This is a genomic window from Streptomyces hesseae (genome assembly GCF_031845785.1).
Taxonomy (GTDB): domain Bacteria; phylum Actinomycetota; class Actinomycetes; order Streptomycetales; family Streptomycetaceae; genus Streptomyces; species Streptomyces hesseae.
On record NZ_JAVRFI010000002.1, the window covers coordinates 617451 to 642780 of the forward strand.

Consider the following 25330-nt stretch of genomic DNA (forward strand, 5'->3'; position numbering starts at 1 on the left):
GAGCCGTGCATGGTCACCGGCGCCGCTCGGTGGAAACACGGCCTCAAACACGAGCCTGAACCGCACACATCGCTCAACTGTCGTTGCAGTACTAACCAGCCATTCCTTCCTGCACCCAACCCTCTCAAGTGCTCGCCCGAAGCGGCCTGGACGTCGGCCGCACCGCCTCGCCGACTGCCGCGCCCGGCCCGATCAGCGCTGCCCACGTGCACCGCGGCCCGGAGAGCACGGTGCGCGAAGAGCACCAAAGAGCACCGGTGGACGTGGCCAATACGCGCTGATCCCGAAAACGGATGTTTGTTATCCCTCACCCGCGCGAGCATCATGTCCGAGCTGGTTCCCCAGTGGCAAAGAAACGACCATGGCCCGCAAAAGCAAGTTCTTCGGCCTTTCCTCCCGTCCGGCACATCACGAAGGGAAGAGACCCCATGTCGTTCATCACGGTACAGAACCAGCTCTACAACGCACTGGCCCAAGGGCTGGGTCAGTCGGATCAAACCTTCCAGCTCCTCCAGCCGGCGGCTCCTCTCACTACGGATGGTGGGGACAAAATCCTCTGGTCCTTCCTCAACAACATCCCGCCGCTGTCGCTGGACCAGAACTACACCCAGAGCGGCGGGAACCAGCTCTTCTCCGACTACAAGGGGGCCATGTCCGCGCTGCGGCCGGCGACCAAGGTCGATGTCAAGCAGGAGATCGGCGAGGAGAACTTCCAGAATTTCGTGAAATACCTGCAGTCACTGAAGCCGATACCTCCGGTGAACCAGTTTCCCGACATCTTCTTCAACTGGGCAATGGTGAACGCGCCCGACATCGCGCAACAGGGAGCGTCGGCGTACGCGGCGATCATCCTCGACCCGATCGGCTCCGCACAGCAGGCCCTGATGCCCTACATGCAGAGACCGCCCGCGCCACCGGACTGGGCCCGGGGCTACGACTCCCTGGTGCAGGACCTCTCGCAAGCGCCCCAGCGGGCTTTTGAGATGCGCAGCTCGACCACGAGCTCGGACGTGAGCAGATCATGGTCCTCGGGGCGGCGCTCCGTACTGTTCGGCCTGTGGAGAGGAAGCGAGAGCACCGAGCGTCTGAGTGAATTCTTCGCACAGAGTGAAATCACCATCAAGGCCTCCTTCGGGCACGTGCTGAGCTTCCAGACGAACGCCGGAGCCTGGTACGGCTCGTCCGCCCTCGGCACCGCCTACGCCAAGAAGGGCGACCCCCCGTGGCGGAGCGGCAGTGCAATAACCTGGGACAGCACGTTCGGGGCCGCGGGAAACATCCAACGGGTCACGGTCAATCTCCTGGTGGCCGACGCCATGGACATCAGTGTGACCGCCAGAACTTCGTTCAGCCAGCAGGACCAGCAAATCATCCGGGGCAACTCGGGCTTCGGGCTCTGGCCTTTCTACAACGGTGGCGGAGAGCGCGGAATGACAACGAACACGCAATTCGGCGGCGGGGGCGAGACCACACTCACCACCAAATCCTCTCCCGGCGTTCCGGTGCTGATCGGAGTCAACGTCCTGCCGATCGGCCGCTTCCTCGGCTATACGTCGGCAGCACGCGAGCAGTAGCGCCTGGTGCAGGGGCGACGTCGATGACCTGACCGGCCGGGGGTCGGCGGCCCCCTGGCCGGTCAGGAACACCCCGGGAGCACCCGACGAAAGGCCAGCGTCATGCCGACCGTGCCGCCGTCACCGCCCGACCCGATGGCCGAGCTCCAGAACCGATGGCACAACGCCGTGTTGAAGAGCTTGCCGACTTCTCCCTCGACCACCCAGCTCATTCAGCCCGCGCCCCCGCTGGAACCGTCCGACACCGCGCTGTGGGCCCATGAGAACATCGTCCCGCCCGCGTCTCTCACCTTCAACCGGCAGATGGTGGAGAGCGCGTTCTTCTTCGACGAGTACGCCGCCGTGATTCAGGCGCTGTGCGTCCCGGAGAGCACCCTTGTGACGGCAATCGGCTCGGATGTCCATCAGGAATGGCTCAGGTTCGTCCGAGGATTGACGCCCCAGCCGGGTGAGGACAAACTGCCCGATGTCTTCTACGACTGGGCGATGGCACACCATCCCGGTGTTGCGAACGAAGGCGCTTCCGTGCTGCGGGACATCGCGAGCCTCAGGGCCCTTCAGCGGCTTCTGCTGACTTACCAGGGACCGCCCCCGAGGCCGGCCGAGTACCTGGGCGGCAGCAGGGAGCTGCTGAGTATACTCAAGAACTCCCCCTCCGCGAGGATCTCCTTCAACAGCGCGGCAACAAGTGGGGATGTTTCCGGTACTTGGACCGGAGGAGTGAACAAGGGCTTCTCAGGACTGTGGGTCGGTGCCGACCGGCTCGACGCGACCACCGTCAGATTTGCCCGAGGCGTGGTGACCGTCGAGGCCGAACTGGGTGCGTATGCGGTCTGGCCGGTCAACCCTGACCCCGGCTGGTACAACTCAAGTCAGCTTCACACGGCATACACGAAGCGCTCAAGTCCGCCATGGGCGTCGAATCCTCAGCTGCACTGGGACATGGCGTTCGGTGAGACGTCCGGGAAGCTCCAGCGGGCGATCGCCTCGCTGATGGTGGTGGAGAGACTCACGACCGTGGTCACCTCGGATGCTGCGTTCACTCCCGACGACCAACAGGCCATCAAGGCCAAAGCGGCTGCCGGCCTGTGGCCGTTCTTCGTTCCGACCGGCGACGGCGTCACCAACAAAGCCGACTTCGACAGCGGGAAGCTGAGACTCGCGACCACCGCCCAAGCGGGCAAGCCCTTGGTCATCGGCGCCCATGTCCTCCCCATTGCCAGATATCTCGGCGGTTCGGCTACCGCCCTCGGGGAACCGGCCGCTTACTGAAACCGGCTTTGAAGAGCCAGGCATCGGACTCCTCCAAGTCCACAGCCGACCGGATCTCTAGTAATAGCCTTTCGTGCCGTCGAGAAGCTCCCGGACGATGTCCGCGTGCCCTGCGTGCCGCCCCGTCTCCTCTACGAGGTGGATCAGCATCCAGCGGAGGTTGGCGCTGCCGGAGCGGAAGCCGGGGTGGCGGCCGACGTCGTCCAGGGAGGCCGCAGCGACGATCTCGTCGCTACGGGCGCACTGGGCCTCGTACTCCGCGAGGAGCTCGGCGAGGGGGCGGCCGTCGGTGCGCCAGTCGGCGTCCTCGATCGACTCGTCGAACGACGGGTTCTGCTTCTCGTCGCCGCCGAGGAACAGCACCTCCAGCCACGTGTGCTCGGTCCACCGCATATGGGAGATGAGGCCGGCCATCGTCATGGACGGTGAGGTCGGGATGACCGAACGGTGAGCGTCCTCGTCGTTCAGCCCCTCGCATTTCCAGCGCAGGATCTGCCGCTGCAGCGTCAACCAGCCGATGAGCGCGGTGCGTTCGTCCGCTTGGAGCGGGGGGCGTTCCAGTTCCGATGCCATGTCGGTGCACGCTACCTGGGCAGCCGGGCGGGGGCATCTGGGTTTATGGGACAGCCTTTGGCCTCGCCTCGTGAAGGAGACGTGGGTCCCTGCCGAGTCGGCAGGGACCCACGCCGGCGCGGCTCACCGTCTGCTGGTGGCCTGACGGCCCGGCTTCACTTCAGATGCCGGATGAAGAACTGGGCCGCGGCGTCCCCCGCGAACTGCGGGACTCCGGTGTGCCCGCCCATATTGGCGTGCAGGGACTTCTCCTTGGAGCCGAAGGCGTCGAACAGCTCCAGGGCCGCCTGCCGGTCGTTGCCTTCGTCGTCCCACTGCAGCAGGACATGCAGTGGAATGGTGACCTGGCGGGCCTCCTCGAACATGGCGCGAGGCACGAAACTCCCGGCGAACAAGCCGGCGGCCACGATGCGCGGCTCGGCCACCGCAAGGCGAACGCCGATGGAGATCACTCCCCCCGAGTACCCGACCGGGCCGCCGATCTCGGGCAGCGACAGGAGGGCGTCCAAGGCGGCCCGCCATTCCGGGACCGATTTTTCGACGAGCGGGAGGACGAGGGCGTCGATGATCTCGTCGCCGACCGGCTCGCCGGCCTCCATGGCCCGGCGCAGGTCGGCGCGGGCCTGCTCGGCGGCGGCCCAACGGGGCCGGTCACCGCTCCCGGGGAGCTCGATGGTGGCCGCGGCGAAGCCGTCCGCCGCAGCGCGGCGGGCCCGCTCCGCCAGCCGGGGGTACATCTTGCGCAGTCCGAGCGGGGGGTGGCCGAGCAGGATCAGCGGCACCGGTGCGGACACGGATGCGGACGCAGGCGTCCACAGGATGCCGGGGATCTCGCCGAGGGTGAATTCGCGCTCGACGACACCGTCGTCGAGACGCTGCTCAGAAGTGAAATGCATGGTCGTGCCTTTCGGGAGTGCACTTTACGGCGCTCCCGGACGACCTACCGCCCGACCGTGACCCCGGAGGGGAGCACCCACGTCGATACTGCGTACACGGGTACCACCTCCTCAATCTCTCGCACGGCCTCCGGAAACGTAGCAGCGGTCGCGGTGGTCGGCCAAACGGATTTTTGCCCGAGGCCCTGCGACGGCGGAGAAGCCCGGGGGCGATCCCCGGGCCCCGTTGCCGTGGACGGCGTGGGTGACCCGACTCAGCATGGACAGCGTGCCCGTGACCCCCGCACTGCTGCGGCCGAGGCGGGCGGCGAGCGCCGGTCTGCCGGCATGGGACCTTCTACCGCGTGAATACCGGAAGGGATTCCAGTCCCCGCATGAGTCGTGTGCGGCGCCATCGGAGCTCTTCGGCCGCTACGGCGAGGCGTAGTCCGGGGAACCGGGTCAGGAGTGCACGGAGGGCGATCTCCGTCTCGGCCAGGGCCAGTGGCGCGCCCAGGCACCGGTGGATTCCGTGCCCGAATGCCAGGTGCCCCCTGGCGTCGCGGTCGGCGTCGGGGCAGCCGGGAGTCCGGTACTGGGCCGGGTCTCGGTTGGCCGCTCCGGGCGAGATGAGCACGGGGACCCCGGAAGGGATTTCGGTCTCGCCAAGGGTGATCGGTCGGGTGCTGTAGCGGAAGGTGGCGATGCCGACCGGTGAGTCGTAGCGCAGCAGTTCGTCCAGCATGCTGCCCATCCGGCCAGGGTCGGTTCGTACGCGGTCGAGGAGGGCGGGGTGCTGGAGGAGTGCCAGGACGGCGTTGCCGATGAAATTCGTGGTGGTTTCATGACCGGCAACGAGCAGGAGGACGGCGAGAGAGACAAGCTCATCTTCGGTGAGCTGCTGTTCGCCTTCGTCCCGGACGGCGATGAGGCCGTGCAGAAGGCTGTCGTCCCGTACGCGACGTTTGGCCTTGATGAGATCGGCCATGTAACCGGCCACGGCGTGGGAGGCTTCGTCGATCCGCTGAGGCTGCCCGGCAGCGAAGAGGTCGTTCGACCAGGTACGCACCTGGGCTCGGTCGGCCTCGGGCACCCCGAGCATCTGGCAGATCACCGTGACCGGCAGCGGGATGGCGAGACCGGCGACGAGGTCGGCTTCGCCGTTCTTCGGGAGAACGTCGAGGAAACGGTCGACGGTGTGCTGGATGTACGGGCGCAGGCGGGTGACGGCGCCGGTGGTGAAGGCTTTCGTCACCAGGCGGCGCAGGCGGGTGTGCTCGGGCGGGTCGGTGGCGAGCATGGTGTGGGCGACCGCGGGGTGGAGATTGCGGCCGGAGGAGCGGCCGGCGAAGAATCGGTCGGTGTTCTTGGACAGTCCCGGTTCCGTGAAGGCTGCCTTCGCTTCGGCGTAGCCCGTCACGAGGTAGCTGGACCTGCCGCCGGACCCGGTGTTCACCTGCTGCACAGGGGCTGCCGCCCGGAGTTCGTCGTAGAAGGGGTAGGGGTTCTGGAGGAACTCGGGGCACGTCAGCGGGTCGCTCATGGTGTCGGGACTGCTTCCTTTTCCTGGGCGGTCTCGGTGGTGGTCGCGCGTACGACGCCGCTGTTGGCGTATTCCTGGGCGACGAGCAGCAGCCACTCGGTCCCGGCTCTCAGGTTGCCCTCTCGTCCGTCGGTGCCGGGTGCGGGCCGCCCGCGAGCGCCAAGGTAACGCAACCACCCGACTGAGTACCTTCAGTTTCGCGCACTCGCGGGGATCGAAGGGCATGACCCAGATACGCCAGAAACCCTCCACGAGATGATCTTGGCGTCTGGAGAGATCGCTAATGAGTCTCGGGCGCGAGGGTGCTGACGCGGTTCGCGTACTCGCGGCGGGGCGAGTGAGCGGCGACTCGCGTCAGCCGGGCTTCTGAACCCGGATGACAGTGGTCTGCGCCGTGAACGCAACCAGGCTAGTTCCGTTGATCTTCCACGGTGGTGCCCGCCGGGGGGAGTGAACTTGAAGGTCGAGTCGTCAAAGTCTCCGCTGCGCTGGCCACAGGGTCTCCCCGTCGCAGACCAGCAGGCTCTCGTCCGGCTGCGGCGTGTGCCACCGATAGCGGCCAGGACGCTTGACGGTCACCGTGCCCGCACCCTCCTGGACAGCGCTGCCACTGCCGTCGGTGACCTTCTGACTGAAAGCGACCTCAAAGCTGTTGATCTTGGTGAGTCGTATCGGAAGCTCATCGGCAGCGCTGCTCACTTCGCCTATTCCTCCTGGTCGTTGTACTGGTTCGCGGCGTCATTTGTGACCACCGAGGTGCCTCGATCAGCCCCACTTTGTGAAGATCGCTACCCGGCCTCGTGGTTGGTGGCCCTGAGCTGTGGTGATGAGCTGAGTCCAGGAGCACCGGTGCCTGTTTCAGGCGTGCCAGCCGTTCTTGGCGACTTGGATGAAGCCGCGTACCAGTGGACTGCGTGCTGTCCTTGGCCAGGCCACGACGAGATCACTGGGCAGGCGATCACTGAGTGGGACGACGACCAGGCCGCCGGGCAACGGCTGATCGATGGGAGCGAGAGCCGAGGTACCGTTCCACAGGACCGCTTGCAGGCACTCCTGGATCGTTCGCATGATCGGCGACGCGTCGTCGTCGTTGTCTCCACTGCCGGTCCAGTACTCCGTCCACGCCGGATCGGCGCCGTCGGGCAGCCGGACCCATCGGCGGCCGGCGAGGTCGGTCAACGAGACCGAGGCGTGACCGGCGAGCGGATCATCGCCCCGCATCACTGCGCCGACGGGTATCGAGCGTAGGACGTGGGTGCTGATGCCGCTGTCGTCGAAGGGAGTCCGGGTGATGGCCACGTCGACCAGCCCGGCGCGGAGTCCGGCTATCGGGTCGCCGAGGTCGGATTCGTGGATGGTGACGTGGACGTGCGGATAGCGGGCTCGGAAGAGTGGGACGAGTCGGCCGCCGACGTGTTCGGCCGCGTCCGCCAGGGTCCCGATGGCGAGGGACGCTGTACCCGCCGCAGCCGCCACTCGCCTGCGGATCCCGTCCACTTGCCCCAGCAATGCCCTCGTTTCGTCGTACAGAACCTCTCCAGCGGGCGTGAGGGCGACGCCCTTGGGGGTGCGTGCGAACAGCAGGACGCCGAGTTCGTCTTCAAGTTGCCGGATCGCGCGGCTCAGTGGCGGCTGTGTCATGTGCAGCCGGTTCGCTGCCCGGCCGATGTGACACTCCTCGGCCACGGCGACGAAATACCGCAGCGAGCGAAGGTCCACCCCAAGCACGATACCCGTGCGGTATCGGACGTTCCCAACGGGTCTTGGACAGCAGACACCGTGACGGCCAACGATGAAGGCAGCAGAGCCGACGAGGAGGAGGAGTCTTCATGGCCGCCCCTGCCCTGACGGTCGGGTGCTTCTTGTACGACACGACGCGGGCGCTGTTCGACGGGACCGTGAGCGCCGACGGTGTCGACGTCACGATGAAGACCGCAGCGACCCTGCCGGAGCTCTTCGACCGGCTGATCCGCGGAGAGGAGCTCGACGTCGCCGAGCTCGGCCTCACGTTCTACCTGCGGTTGCTGGAGACCGGACTGCCGTTCGTGGCGTTGCCGGTCTTCCCGAACCGCGTGTTCCGTCACTCGTGCATCTTCGTCAACGCCCACAGCGGGATCACGGAGCCGAGCGATCTCGCGGGCAGGACCATCGGCGAGTTCGGCGTCTACGGTCAGGACTCCGGTGTGTGGGCCAAGGGGATCATAATCGTCGAGACGCTCCTCAACAGCCTCGCCGCTGGAGAGGCCTGGAGCCCCGCCACCGGAGCGTCCGAGATGGAGCAGACCGTCGCGGATGCCACGCGTCCTCTCGAGGACACCGCCTGGCCGCAGAAGGCCGAGGGCCGCTGCCTTCAGTGGACTCCGTCCAGCGGTGATCCCGTCGGCGTCCAGTTCAACGCCTTCGCCGCCCAACGTCACGCAGACGGCCCCCTGGACACCTGGACCATGTGGGGCGGCAACACCTCCAACCGCCCCATCTGGGCCATCCACCTCTCCGCACACGCCCCCGCCTCGCTCCTGCAAGACCTCACCTTCGAACTCGCCAACGGACAGTCCACCAGGCCTGCTCCGAACATCCAGCCCCAACAGCCCCGCCTTTCCGCCCTCACCAGCCACCCGCTGCCGCCCTTCACCGCCGCCTCCCGACCAGCCCGTAAGCGGTAAGACAAGTGTGCGCCCGTCATGGACTAACTGTGTTTCTGTACGTGTCTCTACAGAAATGAGGGGGCGAGTGTGGGCAGGCCAAAGGGCGATGGTGAAACACCCAAGCGGAACGTCCGCGTCAAGGACTCACTCTGGGAAGACACGAAGAAGGAAGCCAAGAAGGAAGGCCGGACGATCACCGACGTCATCGTCTCGTCTCTGACCACATACGTAGCCGAACGCCGGGCACAACGGCGAGCCCAGAAATCCATCCCCCTCAGCCAGGACACGGCAGCGTTGCTCCGCCACCTGGCTGCGGACCGGCCGAACGGCTCCGTGTTCCCACCGGAGAGTGTCCAGCTGCGCACCTTCCACACTACGAGCAGCCATATCGTCCTGCTCGACTCCGGCGAAGTGTCACGCATGCTGCGTGCGCTCAGCGCCTCCTACCGCGCCCCCTTGTACCAGGGCGTCGCACAAGACCTGGTTGAGCTGGCCGACGCACTCGATATGCAGGTACTGGCCGCCCAGGAAGCCGCCCGCGGCGACGGATTCGCCTAGATGATCAAGCCCGATGTCGGGGCATCCGTGCAGGGTGATGAGGTCAGCTGTGTGGCAGTTTGGGAAGGAAGTGTTTCCCCAGGTCAGCGGCCCCTTCCTGGAGGTGCGGGGCTGGGCTGGGCGGCTCCCGGGTTGACATGCAAGTAAATGCTTGCATGATGGTTGGTGTGAGCGATGAGATGGACAGGGTTTTCAAGGCTCTGTCCGATGCGACCCGCCGGTGCCTGCTGGACCGGCTGCACGAGAACAACGGCCAGACCCTCAGTGAGCTGTGCGACGGCCTGGCGATGTCCCGCCAGGCGGCCACCCAGCACCTGGGCCTGCTGGAGGCCGCGAACCTCGTCAGCACAGTCAGAAGAGGCCGGGAGAAACTCCACTACCTCAATCCCGTACCGCTCCACGAGATCCAGGAGCGGTGGATCGACAAGTTCGAACGCCCGCACCTGCGGGCCCTGAGCGCACTGAAACAGAAAGCCGAGCACGCCATGTCCACCAAGCCGCAGTTCGTCTACACCACCTACATCGAGGCCACCCCGGACAAGGTCTGGGAGGCCTTGACCGACCCCGAGATGACCGCCGCCTACTGGGGCCACAGCAACATCTCGGACTGGCAGCCGGGTTCTGCCTGGGAACATCGCCGCACCGACGGCTCTGGCATCGCCGACGTAGTGGGCACCGCCGTCGAAGCCGTCCCGGCCGAGCGCCTCGTCATCACCTGGGCCGGCCCCGACGAAGACCGCCCGAACGGCCCCTCCACGGTTGCCTTCGACCTCAAGCCGCTCGGCGACACCGTCGTCCAGCTCACCGTCACCCACGAGAACCTGCGCGACGAGGCCGAGCGCCGCCAGGCCGCCGGCGGCTGGACGGCGGTCCTGTCCAACCTCAAGACCTATCTCGAGACGGGCAAGCCGCTGTCCTCGCCGCTGTGGTCCTGATCCGCAAACGGGGCTGACCGCGCCCTCTGACAGCGGCCAGCAGGATTTCCCCGCGTGCGGCCAGTTGGCACGGTTACGCAAAGTAGCCAAGGAAGGGGTGGTCGTAGTGGGATATTCACTGGCGAAACGGTCGCCTGATCGGCAAGGTCTGGGTATGGACTCCCCGCTCAATGACGTGCCAGACCCTTCCTGGCTCGGTGCCCCGATCGATGCCCGCTCACTCTTCGCTCCCGAGCAGGCTGCGCTGATGGTCACGCTGCGCGGCCTGGCTCCCGCCGACTGGGGCAAGGAAGCGGTGCCGGGCTGGACCGTGCGCGATCTCGCCGCCCACATCCTGGGCGACTTCTACGGACGTCTCGCCCGCGACCGCGACGGCCATCAGGAAGGCCCTGCCTTCGCGGCGGGCGAGACGCTGGAGTCGTTCATCCATCGCATCAACCAGGAATGGGTGGACGCCTACCGCAGGGTGAGCCCGTCCGCGCTCGCCGACACCCTCGACCTGGTCGGCGGGCAAGTCGCCCGCTTTTTCGAGGCCGCCGATCTCAACTCCCCGTCGCTGGGGGTGTCCTGGGCCGGGGTCGACCCGGCGCCGATGTGGCTGGACAGCGCCCGCGACTTCACCGAGTTCTGGACTCACCGCCAGCAGATCCGCCACGCCGTCGGCCAGGACACCGACCCCGACCCGCGATTCCTGACCACGGTCCTGGACACCTTCATGCGGGCCCTGCCCCACACCCTGCGCCATACCGACGCACCGGTCGGCACACGGATCCAGGTACAGATCGACGGCCCGGCCGGCGGCACCTGGACCGCCAACGCCACCGAGGAACGCTGGTCCCTGACCGGGACCACGGCCGCGGACCCTGCCGCGACCATTTGCCTGGATGCGGAAACCGCTTGGCAGCTGTGCACCCGCGGCATCCAGCCGGACACCGCACTGGCCCGCGCTCGTATCGACGGTGACCGTGACCTGGCCGAAGCCGCCTGCCAGATCGTGTCAATCGTCTACTGACGCCGATGAATTTACGTGCCGAAGTGGACACGCCGACCAGCCCAGCGGCAGTCACACGCGGCGACATCGGCGGCCAGTTGTCTCCCCAGTAACTGGCCGCCATTGGGGAATCTGAACTGGTCATTAACAGTCCTCCCCCTGCGCCCGCACAGCCACAACGCCAGCATGGACGTTCCGGGAACGGCAATCGACCATGTGCCAGGGGAGGCGGACAGGGCATCCAAGATCATTGTGTGACGAACGAGAGCTTGGACGCCTTGTTGACGGCGCTGTATGTGAAGATCGATGACACGTTGGAAGTGGATCGATGGATGGGCAGACCGCCGCGGTTGACCGACTCCGAACTGGTCTGTCTGGCGGTCGCACAGGCCCTTCTCGGCTTCGGCTCGGAGGCGCGCTGGCTGCGGTACGCGAACGCGAACCTGGCCTCGATGTTCCCGTACCTGCCCCAGCAGTCCGGGTACAACAAGCGACTGCGGGCCGCATTGCCGCTGGTCAAGAAGGCCATACGGATGCTCGCAGTCGACACGGACTTCTGGTTCGACAACCACTGGATCGTCGACTCGACGCCGGTGCCGTGCGGGACGTCGCGGCCGACGGTGAAACGCTCGGAGATGGCCGGCTGGGCCGGATACGGGTACTGCGCCTCCCACTCCCGCTTCTTCTGGGGCCTGCGTCTGTACCTGGTGTGCACTCCGACCGGCATGCCGATCCTGTGGACGCTCGCAAACCCGAAGATGGACGAACGCCAGGTCCTGCAGGCCATGCTCGACGTCGAGGCGGGACTGGTGGCCGAGCGGCCCGGCCTACTTCTGATCGCCGACAAGGGCTTCGCCTCCAAGGAGTTCGAGAACAATCTGGCCTTACAGGGAATCGAGCTGTTGCGCCCCTCGTTCAAGCGGGAGAAGAAACGCAAGGACGAGGGCCTGCTCAAGCCTGTGCGGCAGCTGATCGAGTCCGTCAACGGCACCCTCAAGGGCCAGTTGGACCTCGAACAGCACGGCGGTCGCACCCATGAGGGCGTCGCCGTCCACGTCGCCCAGCGTGTCCTCGCCATGGCCGCGGCCACCTGGCGCAACCACAAAACCGGAGCGCCCACCATGCGCTCCCTCATCGCATTCGATCACTGAACACATCAGACTCATTCGTCTAGAGGATCAGTGCAGGGCAGCCGGCAAGTACGCCGCAAGGCCGACCACGCTGTCGTCTGTCAGTCCCCACACCATCGCACGCGTCCGCGTCAGCTCCGACTTCACCGCGCCAGGGTCTGTAACCACCTCGCCGCTGCACCCGGCCGGGGTCGGCGTCAGCGTGCACCCCACGCGGATTACAGCAAGCATGGGAGTGGTGCGCGACGGACCGGCGCTGCTGGCCGGGGTGATCGCGCACTGCTACGGTTTCAGCCGCCAGGGGCTCTGTTCGAGCCAGTTGTGCAGAATCGTGGCTCCTGGACTGCCCGCCGGGACCATTCTGTTGGTGCCGCCCCGAGTGGCAGCCCGGCCATGGGAGATGACGCGCCAGGTCGAGATGCTGCTTGGAGGGTTCGCGCAGGCGGAGGGGGCAGCTATGCGGCGGGGAGCTCATGAGCTCGTGCTGAGGCGCCAGCGGGAGCTGGCGCGGCACGGCAGGGAATCCGGGTGCCGCGTGGGCGACTGGAGAGAGAGCCGGCCGACGATCCACCAGGACGCAGACTCGAAGTCCTGACGGTATCCGGCCCGACGAGTACGGATCCGGCGGCCACCTCCAGCCTCTGATGCCTTGCGCCTGCGCCGGCTCCGGTGAGCCGCGACGACTGGCGAACGAGCCATACCGACTCGCAGGCGACGTATGTCTGCCCCTGAGCCGGCTTCCCGCCTGAACCTGTCACCGCACCGACCCGGCACCCGCCAACCCTGAGCCCCCATTGCGCGTCTTCTGCCCGCATCGTGTGAAACGCCGAGGTAGGGAGTCCTCACCGTGCCGTCTCTGCTGAACTACGCCGTCATCACAGATCCGACCTCGCTTCAGGCATCGCAGCCCGGAGCACCGTCCGTAGGAACGGTGTACGTGATCGTCTCCAACACTCACCAGTCCAACGTGAGGTGGGAGTTCATCGATGTGGAGATACCGGTCGGCAGCGGCCCCAATGATCTGACGGGGAACCCCACGGCGATCAGCGCGCGCATCGACATGAACTACACGGTGGTAGGGCAAAATCCAGTCTTCGGCTGGGACAGTACTCTCGGCCGCTTCAGGGCGCATGACCCCTCAGGGGGCAGGCTGACCCTGCCTGCCGAGGAGTCGTTGGTCCTGGTACTGGAAGACATACCCGTTTCCAGTGCAGAGGGGTTGGTCTGCCTGCAGATACGCGAGAGGTCCGGCGGCGGCGACAGTAACATACCCATTCGGAAGGCTGATTTCATCACTACCCTTGGGTTGGTGAAGCAAGCTCCGAAAGTCCCGTGCAACTTCCGTCCGGAAAAGAATTCATTGGTGGACGTGGACGCGGGCGGGAACGTCGTTCTGAGGTGGGAGGGGCCCGACAATCTCGACTACTGGATACGTGATCCGGAGGGGAACGAGGTGCTTGCCCAGTCGGCGGCTCAGGGGCCTCGGGTAGTTCGGCAGTCCTATACCTGGTCTCCCGCCTCCGCCCCGAAGCGAGGTGCCACTTACACCCTTATTGCGGGGACGGTCGGCGCCGGGCAACAGCAGCAGGGATACTTCCTCACCACCACGGTCCACGCACGCGTTCCCGAGTTCGACAGCGGGACGCGCACTCCGTGGGTCGAGGGGACGCCGAACAAGAGCCGTGTCACCTTCACCGCGGCAGGGGTGGAGATCCGCAACGGGACCGGCGGATGGGGGACCGTAGCAGCCGACGCGGTCGATGTGGACCGTGTGAACACCGGGTCGGTGCATGGCCGCAATTCCGACGACGGATGGATCGACTTCCCGAAGGCCGGGGTGCAGGTCCGAGACGGACAGAACGACTTGGGCATCCTCACGGCTGGAAAAGCTGACGTGGACGACCTGCTCGCCGGCCAGGGGCAGGTGAAGGGCCACCTTGTCGTTGACGGAGGGATGAAGGTCAGCGACGGAGGTGAGCGAACACTGGAAGCCAGTGACAATGGGGTACTGGTTCACAATGGGCTATCGGTTTCCGGGGGTGGCGACATCAAGGGCGTGCTGGAGCTCCACAATGGCATTTACGTCCATATCGATGAACTGAACTACGTCTCGGCGGGCACAGGTATGGGCGGGATGGCAATCAAGGGCAATCTCGCCGTTACAGGAACAATCCTGGCAGAGACTGACACGGAGGGAAGGAAAGTCTAAGGCCTGTCCGGCGGGTCATGTGACGGACTTTCGTTCGGGTCGTTCTGGTCGGTGTGGGACGGGGTGATCTCTCTGACGAGGAGTGGGCACGACTGGAACCGCATCTGCCCAAAAGCACAGGCCGGGGCGGGCGTTGGAAGAACCATCGCATAGTGATCAATGGAATCTTGTTCCGATTGCGCACGGGCATCCCGTGGCGGGATCTTCCCGGGTGGTTCGGGAAGTGGAAGACGGTTCACGACAGGCACCGCCGATGGTCAGCGGACGGTACGTGGGAGAAGATCCTTCGGGCCGTCCAGGCCGGCGCGGATCTGGAAGGCCGGATCGACTGGAGCATGGCCAGTGTGGACTCGACGGTGTGCCGGGCGCCTGACTGTTTCTGAGCTGCGTGAACTCGAACCGCACACTCGTGGCGCCCTGGAGAAACGCGGGCGACTGGACTACGACGGTCTCCACTGCGTCACCCTCACCAGCCAACGATCCGTGTCAGCCGGCCCCCCGCTCACCCCAGCAGGTGACCTCTACGCGGCACTCCTCACATGCACACGCCGAGTGGCCGCGGTAGTCACTCCTGAAGCAGCCCGAAGCGTCAGCGCCTGGCTCCCCTCACCACTCGCCGCCCAGACAGCCGATGCGCTCACCAGCGGAACCGTAGTCCGCCAGGAAGCGCTACTACTGCTCACCGCACTGCGGGAATTCCTCACGCCAGCCCATGGGGCCTTGCGGCAACAGCTCACGGCTGTACCTGCCAACGCCGACCCTGCACAGACGACCTGCTCGCGACACGGCATGCGCGTCTGCAACAGACACCGCGCCTAGACCATAGGGCTCATTTACCACGAGAACCCCGGTTAACGAAACCGGGGATCCGCGACACCATGGGAAATCCACCGCCAGTCCCTGACCGCCACGTCGAGAGGCAGTATCAAGGCCGAGCCCACAACTCCATACGCCGCCGGTGCACCTCGCCTGGGCGTCTTATGCCTACGCTGCGGCATAGCTGCTGCGGAACGGATCCTGGGCACGCTCCAGGTCTCGGTCCGTGCGCAGCTGTACCTCCATGTTGCCGGTTCCATGGTGGCCGAGCCCTGTCACGTCCCGGGTGAATCCGGGGACAAGGTCGACCTCATTGGGGCTGGCCTTGAGGTAGACGAGCAGTTTGTTCTTCTGCGGCGGGCAGACGCAGGCGAAGTTCCGCAACCGCTGGTACGCACGGTAGGTCTTGCGCTGGACCCTTGTGATGTCGTCACCGAGACTGAGCAGGACCTGATCGACCCCCGCGTACAGCTACTCCATCGCCCCCACGGCCTCACGAGCACCGGGCGCTCTGGTCTCACTCACGCAGCGAGCGCGCGGGACCAGCGTCTGGGCGGCGACGGATGCGACGGATTCCAGGCCGAAGTGGTCCTCGCCGAAGAAGCGATAGCGGACCAGGTCGATGCTGCGCCGGTGCTCGCGGATGGCGTGCACGTCGTAGCGGGTGAAGTTTCCGGCAACGCAGATCAGCCTGGGCGCGCTCCAGAGCACCTGGGCCGCGGCCGAAGCCCCGAGCCGGTCGCGGACCAAGTGTCCGAACTCCGCCTTGTGGTCCACGAGCCACGACAGATAGAAGAGCCCCTGGTTGATCACGCCGGCATCCGTCGCGCGCTTGAACTCGATGACCACCGGGGCGCCGTTCTCGTCGATCCCCAGGGTGTCGATCCGGCCGCCGTGCACGGGCCCCGTGCTGTACTCGCTCGCCAGGAACCGCACACCGAGCATCGCCTCGAGATTGGCCTCGACCAGGCCCTGCACATCCGCCTCGACCTCGGCAAGGCGCGACGCGACCTCCGTCGCACAGCCCTTCGTGCGGGGCAGCTATTTCGAGGTGCCGCCAAACGTACGCCCCGCCCTGTCGTCGTCCCGCCTGGCAACAAGCACAGCTTCACGACGCCACAGCTGACCTGCCAACCGACTCGCGACGTTGGCCACCCTCCATCGAACACGCGGCAGCAGCCCGAGGAGCCGGACGAACGGGACCAAGATCCGGACCATTTCCGGAGCAGCCCCCTCCCAGAGGCCGCGCACACCAGCATTTCCCCTGGTCAGCGCAGTGCGACTCCTGTACCACCAGCAGACGAAGAATCTGCTGGGCGACCTCGCATACGGCTGACCGAGACCCTATGGGGCCAGGAAGTCTTCGCCGTCTTTGCCTCATCGAGCCAGCTACCGGGGCACTTGACCAATGATGCAGCACGGCTGACTGTCCTGTCTCAACGAACTCAGTCGGCGAAACCGTGCTGACCTGCATGAACTGGATTGGATGAGACGAGTGTCCGCAGCATCTTCGTCCCGGACGCCGGGCACGGCATCCCGGTGTCCGTGTTGAACAGTGAGGTGCCCGCGCTCGTCCGCACGGCGAAGGTGGAAGGCAGGCTGTGGCGTCGGCGCAGGTGCCGGGTTGGCCCGGAATCAATGAGAGAGGTTTTCTAAAAACAGTCTCCACAACGAGCGTTCAGCCGACCCATACTCAGCCCACGAAGCGGTCCCGGGTCCGACCGGACGTCCGGGTCTTCCCTTGCCTCCGGCATGCGTCGACACGAGGCGGCTCACAGATTCACGCCCAGGCCGATGAGCAGTCCGTACCCGTAGAGGAGACCCAGTGGCAAGGAACATACGCAGACGGAGACTGGCGGCCGCGGTCGGTGCGGTGTTCGCGGCGGTGCTGGTGCCGGCGGCCCCGGCGCAGGCCCGGCCGGCCGCCGACGGCCACGCGGCCACACAGTCCGCGCTGAACGCCTTCCAGGTGGAAACCGGCCTCGGCGCAGGGGTCTACGCCGGGGGCGGCACCGGTTCGTGGAACCTCACCACCGGCACGGGCCTGGCCAACGCCAACCGGCCCGTCCAGCCCACCGACCACTTCCGCGCCGGCAGTCAGACCAAGACCTTCACCGCGGCCGTGGTCATGCAGCTCGTCGACGAGGGGAAGGTCTCCCTCGACGCCCCGATCGAGCGGTACCTGCCCGGTGTGGTCGGCGGCAACGGCTACGACGGCAACGTCATCACCGTGCGACACCTCCTGCAGCACACCAGCGGCATCCCGGAAAGTCTGGTCAACGTGCCCCAGCAGTCCACGTACACGCTCGCCGAGCTGGTACGCCAGGGGCTGGCCCACCCCCCGGCCGCCGCGCCGGGAACCACCGTCATCTACTCCAACGCGAACTACCAGATCCTCGGCATGCTCATCGAGCGCATCACGAGGGTCCAGGTCGGCGAGGCGATCACGATCCGGATCATCGGGCCGCTCGGCCTGAACCGGACCTACTTCCCCGTGGCGGGAGCCCGCGCCCTCCCCGACCCGTACGTGCACGGCTACAGGGTCCTCCGCCTCGGCCCGACCGTCTTCTGGACTGACGTCACGTCGGATTTCGAACCGTCCCTCTTGAGTAGTGCGGGGGCGGTGGTCTCGACCGAGCAGGACCTCACCACGTTCTATCAGGCGCTCGTCGGCGGGAAGGTCGTGTCGCAGGCGAGCCTGGCCGAAATGAGCAAGATGTGGGAGGTCGGCCAGGGACCGGGCACCGGCGTGGGCCTCGGCCTGCAAGCCGGCCCCCTGCCCTGCGGCGGCCTGGCCCTGGGGCACAACGGCATAGTCAACGGCTACATGTCACTGACCGTGGTGACCGCCGACGGCCGCCACGCGTCGGTCATGACCAACTCAGGGGCCTTCAACTCGCAAGCCTCCGCCATCAAGAAGATGTACAAGGTGGCCGACGCGGCGCTGTGCGAGACCTCGTAGGGCGGAGAGCGGGCGGGCAAGGGCCGGCCGCGGCGGGTACAGGCCCCGGCGAAGGGGCGTACGGGCGGTTCCGCGCGTTCACCGGCGGCTCGCTTCCGGGTGCACCCACGCGGGCCGCCGAACGACTGGGTGCGCTGAGAATCGCCTCGATTGGATGAGAGCGGTCACTGACGCCCCATTAAATCGAGCGTCGAAGTGAGCGTCATGAGCGTTATCTCAGTATCGAGGTATCACTCGTAAGACCAGCCCATACCGCACATAACGCGCACGAGCGAATGCACAGCCAGAGGGGCAGGCTGATCCGACAGTCGGGCGTGTCGAGGAACGCATCCGGGGGCGCACTCGAGTGGGAGCGACAGCCTGGCGGCGACCCCAACCGGCTGGGTCGCCAACTCAAGAATCACCGTCCTCAGCCCACGGCTCCGATACCTGCAGCGCCGTACTGGCGCTGGCCTCGGGCAACCGCGACCCCATGCGGTTCTCCGATCCCGACAGGTTCGACCCCACTCGTCCGGACAACCAGCACCTCGGCTTCGGCAGCGGCATCCACCTGTGCTACGGCGCCCCCCTCGTCCGCATCGAGGCCCAGGCCGCACTCGGCACGCTGATCCCCCACCTCGGCACGGCCCGCCTGGTCCAGGACCCGCCCCCCCTACCGGCAGAACGCCATGCTCCGCGGCCCCCGCCACCTGCCCGTCCAACTGTGAGGCCACGACAACCACCACGGCGGCGACGACTGACACTCGGCGGGCACCCCCGGAACCCCGCTGTCCACCGCCCAGGTCGCCGCGCTGGACGCCTTCGACGAGGTCCTGGCGGATCCGCGGATGGCCCTGCGCGTGCGGCTCCGCCGCGGTGACCTCCTGCTGGTCGACAACATGACCATCCTGCACGGCAGGACGGCGTTCGCCGACCCGCCCCCACCGCACGCCGGTCGCTGCCTGGCGCGGGTGTGGGCCGACCGATCTGTTTCTGCTTGCCTCTACGAGCCGCCCGGCCCCTGGTGGCCCTCGAAGCCCCTGGCCCCCGGGACGGGCTCGGGTGCGCCCTCGGGCGGCAGCAAGTGGTCGAGGCCCTGCGCGGTGCGTGCGGCCAGGTCCGCCGCGCGCGGCAGCATGACCTCCTCGTACGCCCGGACCGCCGCGTCGAGGTGCGGGTGGGCGACGAGCGCCAGGGCGAGTTCGGCGCCGTCGAGGAGGGCGAGGTTGGCGCCGACGCCGAGCGGAGGCATCAGGTGGGCAGCGTCGCCGACCAGCGTCAGGCCGGGCACGTGGTCCCAGGCCGGGGGTACCGGCAGGGCGTACAGGGGCCGGTTGACGAATTCCCTGTCGCCGGCCCGCAGCAGGTACAGCAGGTCGTCGTGCCAGCCGTCGTACTTGGCCAGCAGGTGGGAGCGTACGGCGGCGGTGTCGGCGAAGTCGAGCCCGGCGGTGACGTGCCAGTCCTCCTGGGCGCGGAACATGGCGACGGCGTCGAGGTACCCGCCGCTGTTGCGCTGGGCCGTCAGCGCCCTGCTGCCGGAGCGGGCCGACATGGTGCCGTCGCCGACCAGCCGGGCGAACGCCGGATGACGGGTGTCGGAGTCGTCGAACCCGGTTCCGGCGAAGGTGACGCCCGTGTAGTGGGGCACGGCGTCGGTCAGTGCCGGGCGGACGCGCGACCAGGCGCCGTCGGCGCCGACGACCAGGTCGAAGTCCTGCGACGTGCCGTCCTCGAACAGCAGCCGGTGCGTACCGTCGCCGAGCGGGAGGACACGGCTGACCGGGCACCCCCAGCGGACGGTGCCGGGGGCGAGGGAGTCGAGCAGCAGGCCGCGCAGCTGCCCGCGGTCGATCTCCGGCCGGCCGGCCTGACCGTCGGCGGGCTTGTCGACCACCAGGACCTCGGCCGTGAACGGGTCGATCTGGCGCCACACCTCCCCCTCGGGCCGTGCCAGCTCGTGGAACTTCTCCAGCAAGCCGGCTTCGCGCAGCGCCTGTTGGCCGGTGGTGGCATGGATGTCGAGCGTGCCGCCCTGCGTCCGCGCGGAAGGGGACGCCTCGCGCTCGAAGACGGTGACGGACCAGCCGTGCACCTGCAGGATGCGGGCGCATATCAGCCCGCCGGGGCCGGCACCGACGACGGCGATACAGGCGGAATGGGCGTTCACCAATGGCTCCTTCGACGATGGGGGGTGCGGAATGCGTGCCGGATGCGGCACTCCCACAAAAGCACACCCACTACGTAAGTGCAATGACTTAACTTTTTGCTTCACTCAACCGCGGGGCCGCCCCCGGGGTATGGTGGGCCGGTGAACGCACCGACCGGACGCCGCGAGCGCAAGAAGGCCCAGACCCGCAAGGCCCTGGCCGACGCCGCCCTGGAGCTCTTCCTCGACCGCGGCTACGACCAGGTCGGCGTGAAGGAGGTGGCGGACGCCGCCGATGTGTCGGTGACCACGCTTTTCAAGCACTTCCCCTGCAAGGAGGCCCTGGTCTTCGACCTCGACCAGGACATCGAGGCGGCCCTCGTCGCCGCCGTGCGCGACCGCGCGCCCGGCGTCTCCGTCCCGCAGGCCCTGCGCGAGCACCTGGTCACGGCCGTGGGCCCCCACAGCCTGATCCCCCAGCCGCCGGGCGGGTATGCCGCAGGGCCGCAGCCGGCGGAGTTCGCCCGCATGGTGGAGGAGACCCCGGCCCTGCGCGAGTACGCCCACCGGATGTGGATGCGCCACGAAACGGCCCTGGCCCGCGCCATCGCCGAGGAGACGGGTGCTCCCGAGGACGACGCCGCCTGCGCCGCCCTGGCCCGGTTCGCCCTGGACGCCCCCCTCGTCGCCCACCGCCACCCCGACCCGCAGCGCGCCGCGGACGAGATCTTCGCCCTGCTGGAGCGGGGCTGGGGCGGGGGGAGTGGCCGCTAAAAGTGGTTGCCGGCGTCCTGCTCCCCCACGGCACGACGACGCTGTTTCTGGTCTGTGGCGGCGCCGTCCTCACGTGCGCCGGCCTGGTCGCCGCGAGCCCGGCGATCCGCTCCCTGCGCTGACCGTGCCGATCGCCGGTCATCCGCCGACTACCGGGCCCGGCAAAGGACCGGACGATCCGTAAACATCCCCTTCGCCCTGAATTCACGGCCTTTTTGTCGTACCTCGCCGGGGCCGTGCCCTAGGCCCGGTACGCCGCGGAGATCTGGCCGACCAGGACGGCGAACGGCATGTCGAGGACGGCGTAGAGGGCGCCGGCCTCGGGAGCGGCGTTGTCGGCCAGGGCCTCCACCATGAGGGTGGCGTAGTCGCTGACGATGACGCCCGCCTGCTGCATGCGCAGCAGTCCGGCCTCCCGTTTGGTCTGACTGAAGGTGCCGGAGGCGTCCACGGCGACGTACGCGTCGAACCCGGCGGCCGTCGCGGAGAGCGCGGGCAGTGCGGCGCACACCTCGAGCGACGCCCCTGCGAAGATCACCTTCTGCCGTCCGGTGGTCTCGATGGCCTCGCGGACCCGGTCGTCGTGCCAGGCGTTGACCGTGCCGCGGTCGATGACCTTCTGTCCGGCCGGCAACGCCTCGACCAGCTCGGGGGTGGTCGGCCCCCACATGCTGTCGGCCGCGGTGGTGGTGACGACCAGCGGGATGCCGAGGACAGTCGCCGCCCGCGCCAGCGCCACTACGTTGTGCTTGAGTTCTCCGACGGGGATGTCCGGGACACCGGACAGAAGGCCCACTTGATGGTCGACCAGCACCACAGCGGCGTTCTCTCACCAAGCCCGGCACGATGCCGGAGGCGGGACGGATTGATGCGGAGCAGCGCGACCAGCCCACGCCGGTCCTCGTCCATGACCTTCTTCGCCCTCACCCTGGAACGCCTCGGACCAGCCGTCAGGTCCCGCACGCACGGCGGGTCCTGACGGCCGGCCGAACCGGTCAGCCGAAGAAGACAGAGGAGACGTCGTTGTCGAAGCCGATGGTCGCGAGGTCGGCCACGTCACCGTTGACAATCTTGGATTTTCCCGTGCAGTTTCGCTCGGACCAGATCTTCAGACTGCCCTGGGCCTGGAGGGAGGAGGCGACGTTGTCGCGGGCCACGTTCTGGCAGCCCTTGCCGGCCAGGCCCTGGGAGGGGTCGCCGAAGTTCCGGTCGTCGAAGAGGACAACGCTGGTGGCAGGCTTGGGCCGCGGGCTGCCACTGCCGGTGTCGCCGTCGGCACCGCCCGCCTTCTTGCCGTCGGGGGTGACACCGAACCAGGTGCCCCCGACTCCCTGGCCCTTGGTCTCGCCGGGCTTGGTGTCCTTGCTGAAGCGGTAGACGGGCCAGCCCCCGACCGTGACCTGGAGGCTGCCGTCGTCCCGCTTGACGGTGCCGACCTTCGACCTGTCGACGCCGTCGAGGAAGATCTTGCCGTCCGGTGCGACGACGACCGGTGGCCAAGTGGACGCGCAGTCGCCGTCGCAGGTGGACTTCGACGGGTTCGCGGTGTCCTTGTCGAACCTGTAGAGGGTGAAGCCCGCGCCGTTGACCACTACCGGGTTCAGCGCCCCGGCCTTCGAGGCGGACAGCTGCACCCATCGCCGCGCCTCCGGCTTCATCACCGGCTTCCCGGGCTCAACCGCCCAGTCACCCGTCCTGGGCGGGGCGTTGTTCATCTTCGCGGTGCCGCCGAGGAAGCTCGGGCCCTGCCCGGCCGAGAGGCTGGACCCGGCTGCCTTGCCCTGACCCGCCGCGGGAGCGGAGGCCGAAGAGGTGCCTGCGGAGCTGTCCTTGTCCTCCGCGCCACAGGCGGAGAGCAGAAGCACTCCGCTCGTGGCGACGGAGACGATCACTGCGGTGCGCTTACGGATCACGGTTACTCCCCCATGGTCAAACGCTCCGGTCTGCCCGAAGCCGTCAGCAGCACGTACGGGCCGGGCTCCGGGGCAGCCTCACCCGGTTACCTGCCCGATACACCTCCGATACGAAGTAACAACCCCGGGTGGGGGCTACGAGCCGCCGTTCGCGCGGCGCACGCCGGGGAGAGGGTGAGGCGTCGACGCGCCACCCAGCTGCACATGGTCATCTGCTGCATCGGCCCCAACAACCACCAGCCGCACCCCAACCGCTCTTCCGACGGCGGCAGCAACCAGTCGGGCTGGGCCCACAGTTACGGCGGCCCCTCCCCCTGCGGCGCCGCGGCCGAGATCCACGGCCTCCCCGGCCGCGAGTTCGGAACCGGGCACCTTCCGTTACCCGTGCCGCGACTTCGCCACCACCCCTCACCGGCGCCACAGCACCCGCAAGGGACCATGCGCGTGTAGGGACGGGACTGGCAATAGCTGGGGTTGCAGCCCTGGCCTGGGGCGAGTGGTTGAACTGGCGCTGGTCTCGAGCGCTCATGGGGAGTAGCGGGGGCGCCTCCGCGGCCGTGGTGGTGTTGGGGTACCGGAATCCCCAAGTGACGGCGAACTTGATCAACCGATGGCGAGTGCGTGCTGGAATCCGCTCCATCGCCGCTGACCGTGCGCATGGGGCCTGCGTGATCTTCAGCGGCGGTGCGACCAGCAACGGCCCCACGGAGGCCCAGTTGATGGCTGACTATGCGAAGTCGGTGCTTGAATTCGGCGGCACGGTGATCCTCGAAGACCAAAGCGCGACAACGTGAGAGAACATTACGAACGTGATCCCACTACTTGAAGACGTGGATCGCATCAAGATCGCCTCCCAGCCGGCTCATGCGCTCAAGGCCCGTGCGTACTTGCGGCGGCAGCGCCCCGATCTTGCAGAGAGGCTGGTGCGCGCGGGTGACTACCGCTCTGGCGAATGGATGGTAGTCAAACCGTTGTTAGCTCTGTACGGACTTTGGACACTCCGCGGCCTCAAGGCTGACGAGCGGAAGGCCTCGCTGTGGACAGCCCCCTGTCGCTTGGCCTTGATGGCGATACTTGAATCTTCCTCACCCTGTGCTGAGCAGGGCCTCGGAGTTGCTCACCTCGATTCCTCAGGTGTGCACGTACTGATCCCGAAATGGAGGGCTGGCCAGGTGGCTGGGTACGGCGGTCTGGAACGGCGGTCCGGAACGAACGGGCTTCTTGCATGAGGCGCAACGGGTGGCGCCGGCAGGGTCTCAGGGTTCGATGACGAGGCGTTCGATGAGGCCGTCGCGGAGTGTGAACCGGTAACGCAGATCGATGGTCCCGCCGGGGAAGTCGCCCTCGAGGTGGTGGGTGGCGATGTAGTGGGTTGCGTCGGTCTGCTGGGCGCCGGTGAGGTGGATGGTGTAGGTGAATTCGGTGGCCGATCGGTTGAGCCACCCCCTGATCGCCTCGGTGCCCTCGTAGGTGTTGCCGTCGTCGATCACTGTGGCTTCGCGGGTGAACGCCGTGATTGCGCTGGCGGTGTCGTGGGCGCGGTGCGCTGTCAGGTAGCGGGTGATCACCTCGGGCAGGGTGTTCGGGGTGCTCGTTCGGGGCTGCTTGTCGTGCATGACGCTCCTTGGGGTGGTGGCGGGTTCAGACGGTGGGGGTGGTGCCGCCGTCGATGACGTGTTCGGCGCCGACGATGGCCGAGGCGCGGTCGGAGACGAGGAAGGCGACGAGCTCGGCGACTTCCTCGGGCCGGTTGGGACGGCCCAGCGGGATGCCGCCCAGGGAGTCCATGAGCCGGCCCAGCGCCGCTTCCCGCGTGATGTCTGCCTCGTGGGCGATCCGGGCGACGAGGTTGTTGGCGGCCGAAGTCTGCACGAAACCGGGCGAGACGGTGTTGACGCGGACGCCGTGCGGAGCGACCTCGTTGGCCAGACCCTTGCTGTAGGTGGTCAGGGCGGCCTTGGCGGCGGCGTAGGCCAGGGTTCCGTTCCACAGCGGCATGCGGCGCTGGATCGAGGTGACATGCACAATCGCACCCTTACCTGTGGCGATCATGTGCGGCAGGAGTGCGCGGTCCAGGCGGACGGCGGCCAGTAGGTTCGTGTTCAGTTCCCTGGCCCAGTCGTCCTCGCCGAGCGCGGCAAACCCTCCGGCCGGCGCCTCGGACCCACCGAGGGTGTTGACCAGAATATCGACGCCTCCCACGCGGGCGTCCACCTCGGCGGCCACGTGAGAGGCGCCCTGGGCGCTGGACAGGTCGGCGGCGATGAACGCGTTCTCCTCGACGTCGTCAGGGCGGCTGCGGGCCGTGACCAGCACGGTCGCGCCGGCCTGGGCGAGACGTCGGGCGATGGCGGCTCCGGTGCCCTTGGTGCCGCCGGTGACCAGAGCGCGGCGGCCTTCGAGGGATTCGCTGATGGATGTGGTCACGGTGT

20 protein-coding genes and 5 pseudogenes are annotated in these 25330 nt (G+C 67.3%); 14 read left to right on the forward strand and 11 right to left on the reverse strand.

Translation table 11 applies throughout. From position 1 onward, the window contains the following. The first annotated feature begins 428 nt into the window (after positions 1 to 428). Both RM609_RS05660 and RM609_RS05665 read left to right on the forward strand, forming a co-directional pair. Positions 429 to 1574: a hypothetical protein gene (locus RM609_RS05660; protein WP_311608409.1), complete on the forward strand. Its 1146-nt coding sequence runs from the start codon at positions 429 to 431 to the stop codon at positions 1572 to 1574. A gap of 135 nt (positions 1575 to 1709) precedes the next feature. Then, the gene (locus RM609_RS05665) at positions 1710 to 2846 is read left to right on the forward strand and encodes a hypothetical protein (RefSeq protein ID WP_311608411.1); all 1137 of its coding nucleotides are present in this window, start codon (positions 1710 to 1712) and stop codon (positions 2844 to 2846) included. 57 nt (positions 2847 to 2903) lie between these two features. Here the strand turns inward: RM609_RS05665 and RM609_RS05670 are convergent, their stop codons facing one another. The 5 genes from RM609_RS05670 to RM609_RS05690 all read right to left on the reverse strand — a co-directional run bounded on the left by RM609_RS05670 (position 2904) and on the right by RM609_RS05690 (position 7565). Continuing rightward, on the reverse strand, positions 2904 to 3419 hold the full coding sequence (locus tag RM609_RS05670) for a DinB family protein (protein ID WP_311608413.1): 516 nt from the start codon (positions 3417 to 3419) through the stop codon (positions 2904 to 2906). A gap of 155 nt (positions 3420 to 3574) precedes the next feature. Then, positions 3575 to 4315, reverse strand: coding sequence for an alpha/beta hydrolase (locus tag RM609_RS05675; RefSeq protein WP_311608415.1), 741 nt, complete (start codon positions 4313 to 4315; stop codon positions 3575 to 3577). Positions 4316 to 4652: 337 nt separating this feature from the next. Next, positions 4653 to 5837: a cytochrome P450 family protein gene (locus tag RM609_RS05680; RefSeq protein WP_311608416.1), complete on the reverse strand. Its 1185-nt coding sequence runs from the start codon at positions 5835 to 5837 to the stop codon at positions 4653 to 4655. Positions 5838 to 6308: 471 nt separating this feature from the next. Next, complete coding sequence (locus RM609_RS05685; RefSeq protein WP_311608417.1) at positions 6309 to 6536, reverse strand: outer-membrane lipoprotein carrier protein LolA; 228 nt, start codon at positions 6534 to 6536, stop codon at positions 6309 to 6311. Between the two features lie 159 nt (positions 6537 to 6695). Continuing rightward, positions 6696 to 7565, reverse strand: coding sequence for a LysR family transcriptional regulator (locus tag RM609_RS05690; protein WP_311608418.1), 870 nt, complete (start codon positions 7563 to 7565; stop codon positions 6696 to 6698). Between the two features lie 101 nt (positions 7566 to 7666). On the opposite strand from RM609_RS05690, the gene RM609_RS05695 reads away from it, so the two are divergent. The 7 genes and pseudogenes from RM609_RS05695 to RM609_RS05725 form a co-directional block, all read left to right on the forward strand. Further along, entirely contained in the window at positions 7667 to 8500 is an 834-nt protein-coding gene (locus RM609_RS05695; RefSeq protein WP_311608419.1) for a DUF317 domain-containing protein, read from the forward strand. A 69-nt stretch (positions 8501 to 8569) separates the two neighbouring features. Continuing rightward, on the forward strand, positions 8570 to 9040 hold the full coding sequence (locus tag RM609_RS05700; protein ID WP_311608421.1) for a hypothetical protein: 471 nt from the start codon (positions 8570 to 8572) through the stop codon (positions 9038 to 9040). Between the two features lie 179 nt (positions 9041 to 9219). After that, on the forward strand, positions 9220 to 9975 hold the full coding sequence (locus tag RM609_RS05705) for an ArsR/SmtB family transcription factor (protein ID WP_311608534.1): 756 nt from the start codon (positions 9220 to 9222) through the stop codon (positions 9973 to 9975). A 154-nt stretch (positions 9976 to 10129) separates the two neighbouring features. Beyond that, positions 10130 to 10987, forward strand: coding sequence for a maleylpyruvate isomerase family mycothiol-dependent enzyme (locus RM609_RS05710; RefSeq protein WP_311608422.1), 858 nt, complete (start codon positions 10130 to 10132; stop codon positions 10985 to 10987). A 233-nt stretch (positions 10988 to 11220) separates the two neighbouring features. Continuing rightward, on the forward strand, positions 11221 to 12117 hold the full coding sequence (locus tag RM609_RS05715; RefSeq protein WP_311608423.1) for an IS982 family transposase: 897 nt from the start codon (positions 11221 to 11223) through the stop codon (positions 12115 to 12117). An 826-nt stretch (positions 12118 to 12943) separates the two neighbouring features. Continuing rightward, complete coding sequence (locus tag RM609_RS05720; RefSeq protein ID WP_311608425.1) at positions 12944 to 14305, forward strand: hypothetical protein; 1362 nt, start codon at positions 12944 to 12946, stop codon at positions 14303 to 14305. Positions 14306 to 14358: 53 nt separating this feature from the next. After that, a pseudogene (locus RM609_RS05725) lies at positions 14359 to 14673 on the forward strand (IS5 family transposase); the annotation flags it as partial. 616 nt (positions 14674 to 15289) lie between these two features. On the opposite strand, the pseudogene RM609_RS05730 reads toward RM609_RS05725, so the two are convergent. Continuing rightward, a pseudogene (locus tag RM609_RS05730) lies at positions 15290 to 16021 on the reverse strand (DUF5655 domain-containing protein). A 925-nt stretch (positions 16022 to 16946) separates the two neighbouring features. Between RM609_RS05730 and RM609_RS05735 the strand changes: the two are divergent. The 3 genes and pseudogenes from RM609_RS05735 to RM609_RS34450 all read left to right on the forward strand — a co-directional run. Then, positions 16947 to 18083, forward strand: coding sequence for a serine hydrolase domain-containing protein (locus RM609_RS05735; protein WP_311608426.1), 1137 nt, complete (start codon positions 16947 to 16949; stop codon positions 18081 to 18083). Between the two features lie 439 nt (positions 18084 to 18522). Continuing rightward, positions 18523 to 18790 (forward strand): annotated as a pseudogene (locus RM609_RS05740) (cytochrome P450); the annotation flags it as partial. Positions 18791 to 18850: 60 nt separating this feature from the next. After that, positions 18851 to 19027, forward strand: a pseudogene (locus RM609_RS34450) (TauD/TfdA family dioxygenase); the annotation flags it as partial. Positions 19028 to 19065: 38 nt separating this feature from the next. On the opposite strand, the gene RM609_RS05745 reads toward RM609_RS34450, so the two are convergent. Continuing rightward, complete coding sequence (locus RM609_RS05745) at positions 19066 to 20235, reverse strand: FAD-dependent oxidoreductase (RefSeq protein ID WP_438828382.1); 1170 nt, start codon at positions 20233 to 20235, stop codon at positions 19066 to 19068. Between the two features lie 138 nt (positions 20236 to 20373). Between RM609_RS05745 and RM609_RS05750 the strand changes: the two genes are divergently transcribed. Then, the gene (locus RM609_RS05750) at positions 20374 to 20985 is read left to right on the forward strand and encodes a TetR/AcrR family transcriptional regulator (protein WP_311608429.1); all 612 of its coding nucleotides are present in this window, start codon (positions 20374 to 20376) and stop codon (positions 20983 to 20985) included. A gap of 241 nt (positions 20986 to 21226) precedes the next feature. On the opposite strand, the gene RM609_RS05755 is transcribed toward RM609_RS05750, so the two are convergent. Both RM609_RS05755 and RM609_RS05760 read right to left on the reverse strand, forming a co-directional pair. Beyond that, positions 21227 to 21802, reverse strand: a complete 576-nt coding sequence (locus RM609_RS05755; protein ID WP_311608430.1) for an isochorismatase family protein — start codon at positions 21800 to 21802, stop codon at positions 21227 to 21229. Between the two features lie 178 nt (positions 21803 to 21980). After that, a complete protein-coding gene (locus RM609_RS05760) occupies positions 21981 to 22898 on the reverse strand; it encodes a hypothetical protein (protein ID WP_311608431.1) in 918 nt (305 codons plus the stop codon). Between the two features lie 557 nt (positions 22899 to 23455). Between RM609_RS05760 and RM609_RS05765 the strand changes: the two are divergent. Further along, positions 23456 to 23932 (forward strand): annotated as a pseudogene (locus RM609_RS05765) (YdcF family protein); the annotation flags it as partial. 222 nt (positions 23933 to 24154) lie between these two features. On the opposite strand, the gene RM609_RS05770 reads toward RM609_RS05765, so the two are convergent. Beyond that, a complete protein-coding gene (locus RM609_RS05770) occupies positions 24155 to 24514 on the reverse strand; it encodes a nuclear transport factor 2 family protein (RefSeq protein ID WP_311608432.1) in 360 nt (119 codons plus the stop codon). Between the two features lie 25 nt (positions 24515 to 24539). After that, positions 24540 to 25325 (reverse strand): SDR family oxidoreductase, encoded by a 786-nt coding sequence (locus RM609_RS05775; RefSeq protein WP_311608433.1) that lies wholly within the window; start codon positions 25323 to 25325, stop codon positions 24540 to 24542. Positions 25326 to 25330 lie beyond the last annotated feature (5 nt).

Bases quoted from the DNA above. Each gene is read 5' to 3' on its own strand.
- RM609_RS05660 (WP_311608409.1), top strand. From the start codon at position 429: ATGTCGTTCATCACGGTACAGAACCAGCTCTACAACGCACTGGCCCAA.
- RM609_RS05665 (WP_311608411.1), top strand. From the start codon at position 1,710: ATGGCCGAGCTCCAGAACCGATGGCACAACGCCGTGTTGAAGAGCTTG.
- RM609_RS05670 (WP_311608413.1), bottom strand. From the start codon at position 3,419: ATGGCATCGGAACTGGAACGCCCCCCGCTCCAAGCGGACGAACGCACC.
- RM609_RS05675 (WP_311608415.1), bottom strand. From the start codon at position 4,315: ATGCATTTCACTTCTGAGCAGCGTCTCGACGACGGTGTCGTCGAGCGC.
- RM609_RS05680 (WP_311608416.1), bottom strand. From the start codon at position 5,837: ATGAGCGACCCGCTGACGTGCCCCGAGTTCCTCCAGAACCCCTACCCC.
- RM609_RS05695 (WP_311608419.1), top strand. From the start codon at position 7,667: ATGGCCGCCCCTGCCCTGACGGTCGGGTGCTTCTTGTACGACACGACG.
- RM609_RS05705 (WP_311608534.1), top strand. From the start codon at position 9,220: ATGGACAGGGTTTTCAAGGCTCTGTCCGATGCGACCCGCCGGTGCCTG.
- RM609_RS05710 (WP_311608422.1), top strand. From the start codon at position 10,130: ATGGACTCCCCGCTCAATGACGTGCCAGACCCTTCCTGGCTCGGTGCC.
- RM609_RS05770 (WP_311608432.1), bottom strand. From the start codon at position 24,514: ATGCACGACAAGCAGCCCCGAACGAGCACCCCGAACACCCTGCCCGAG.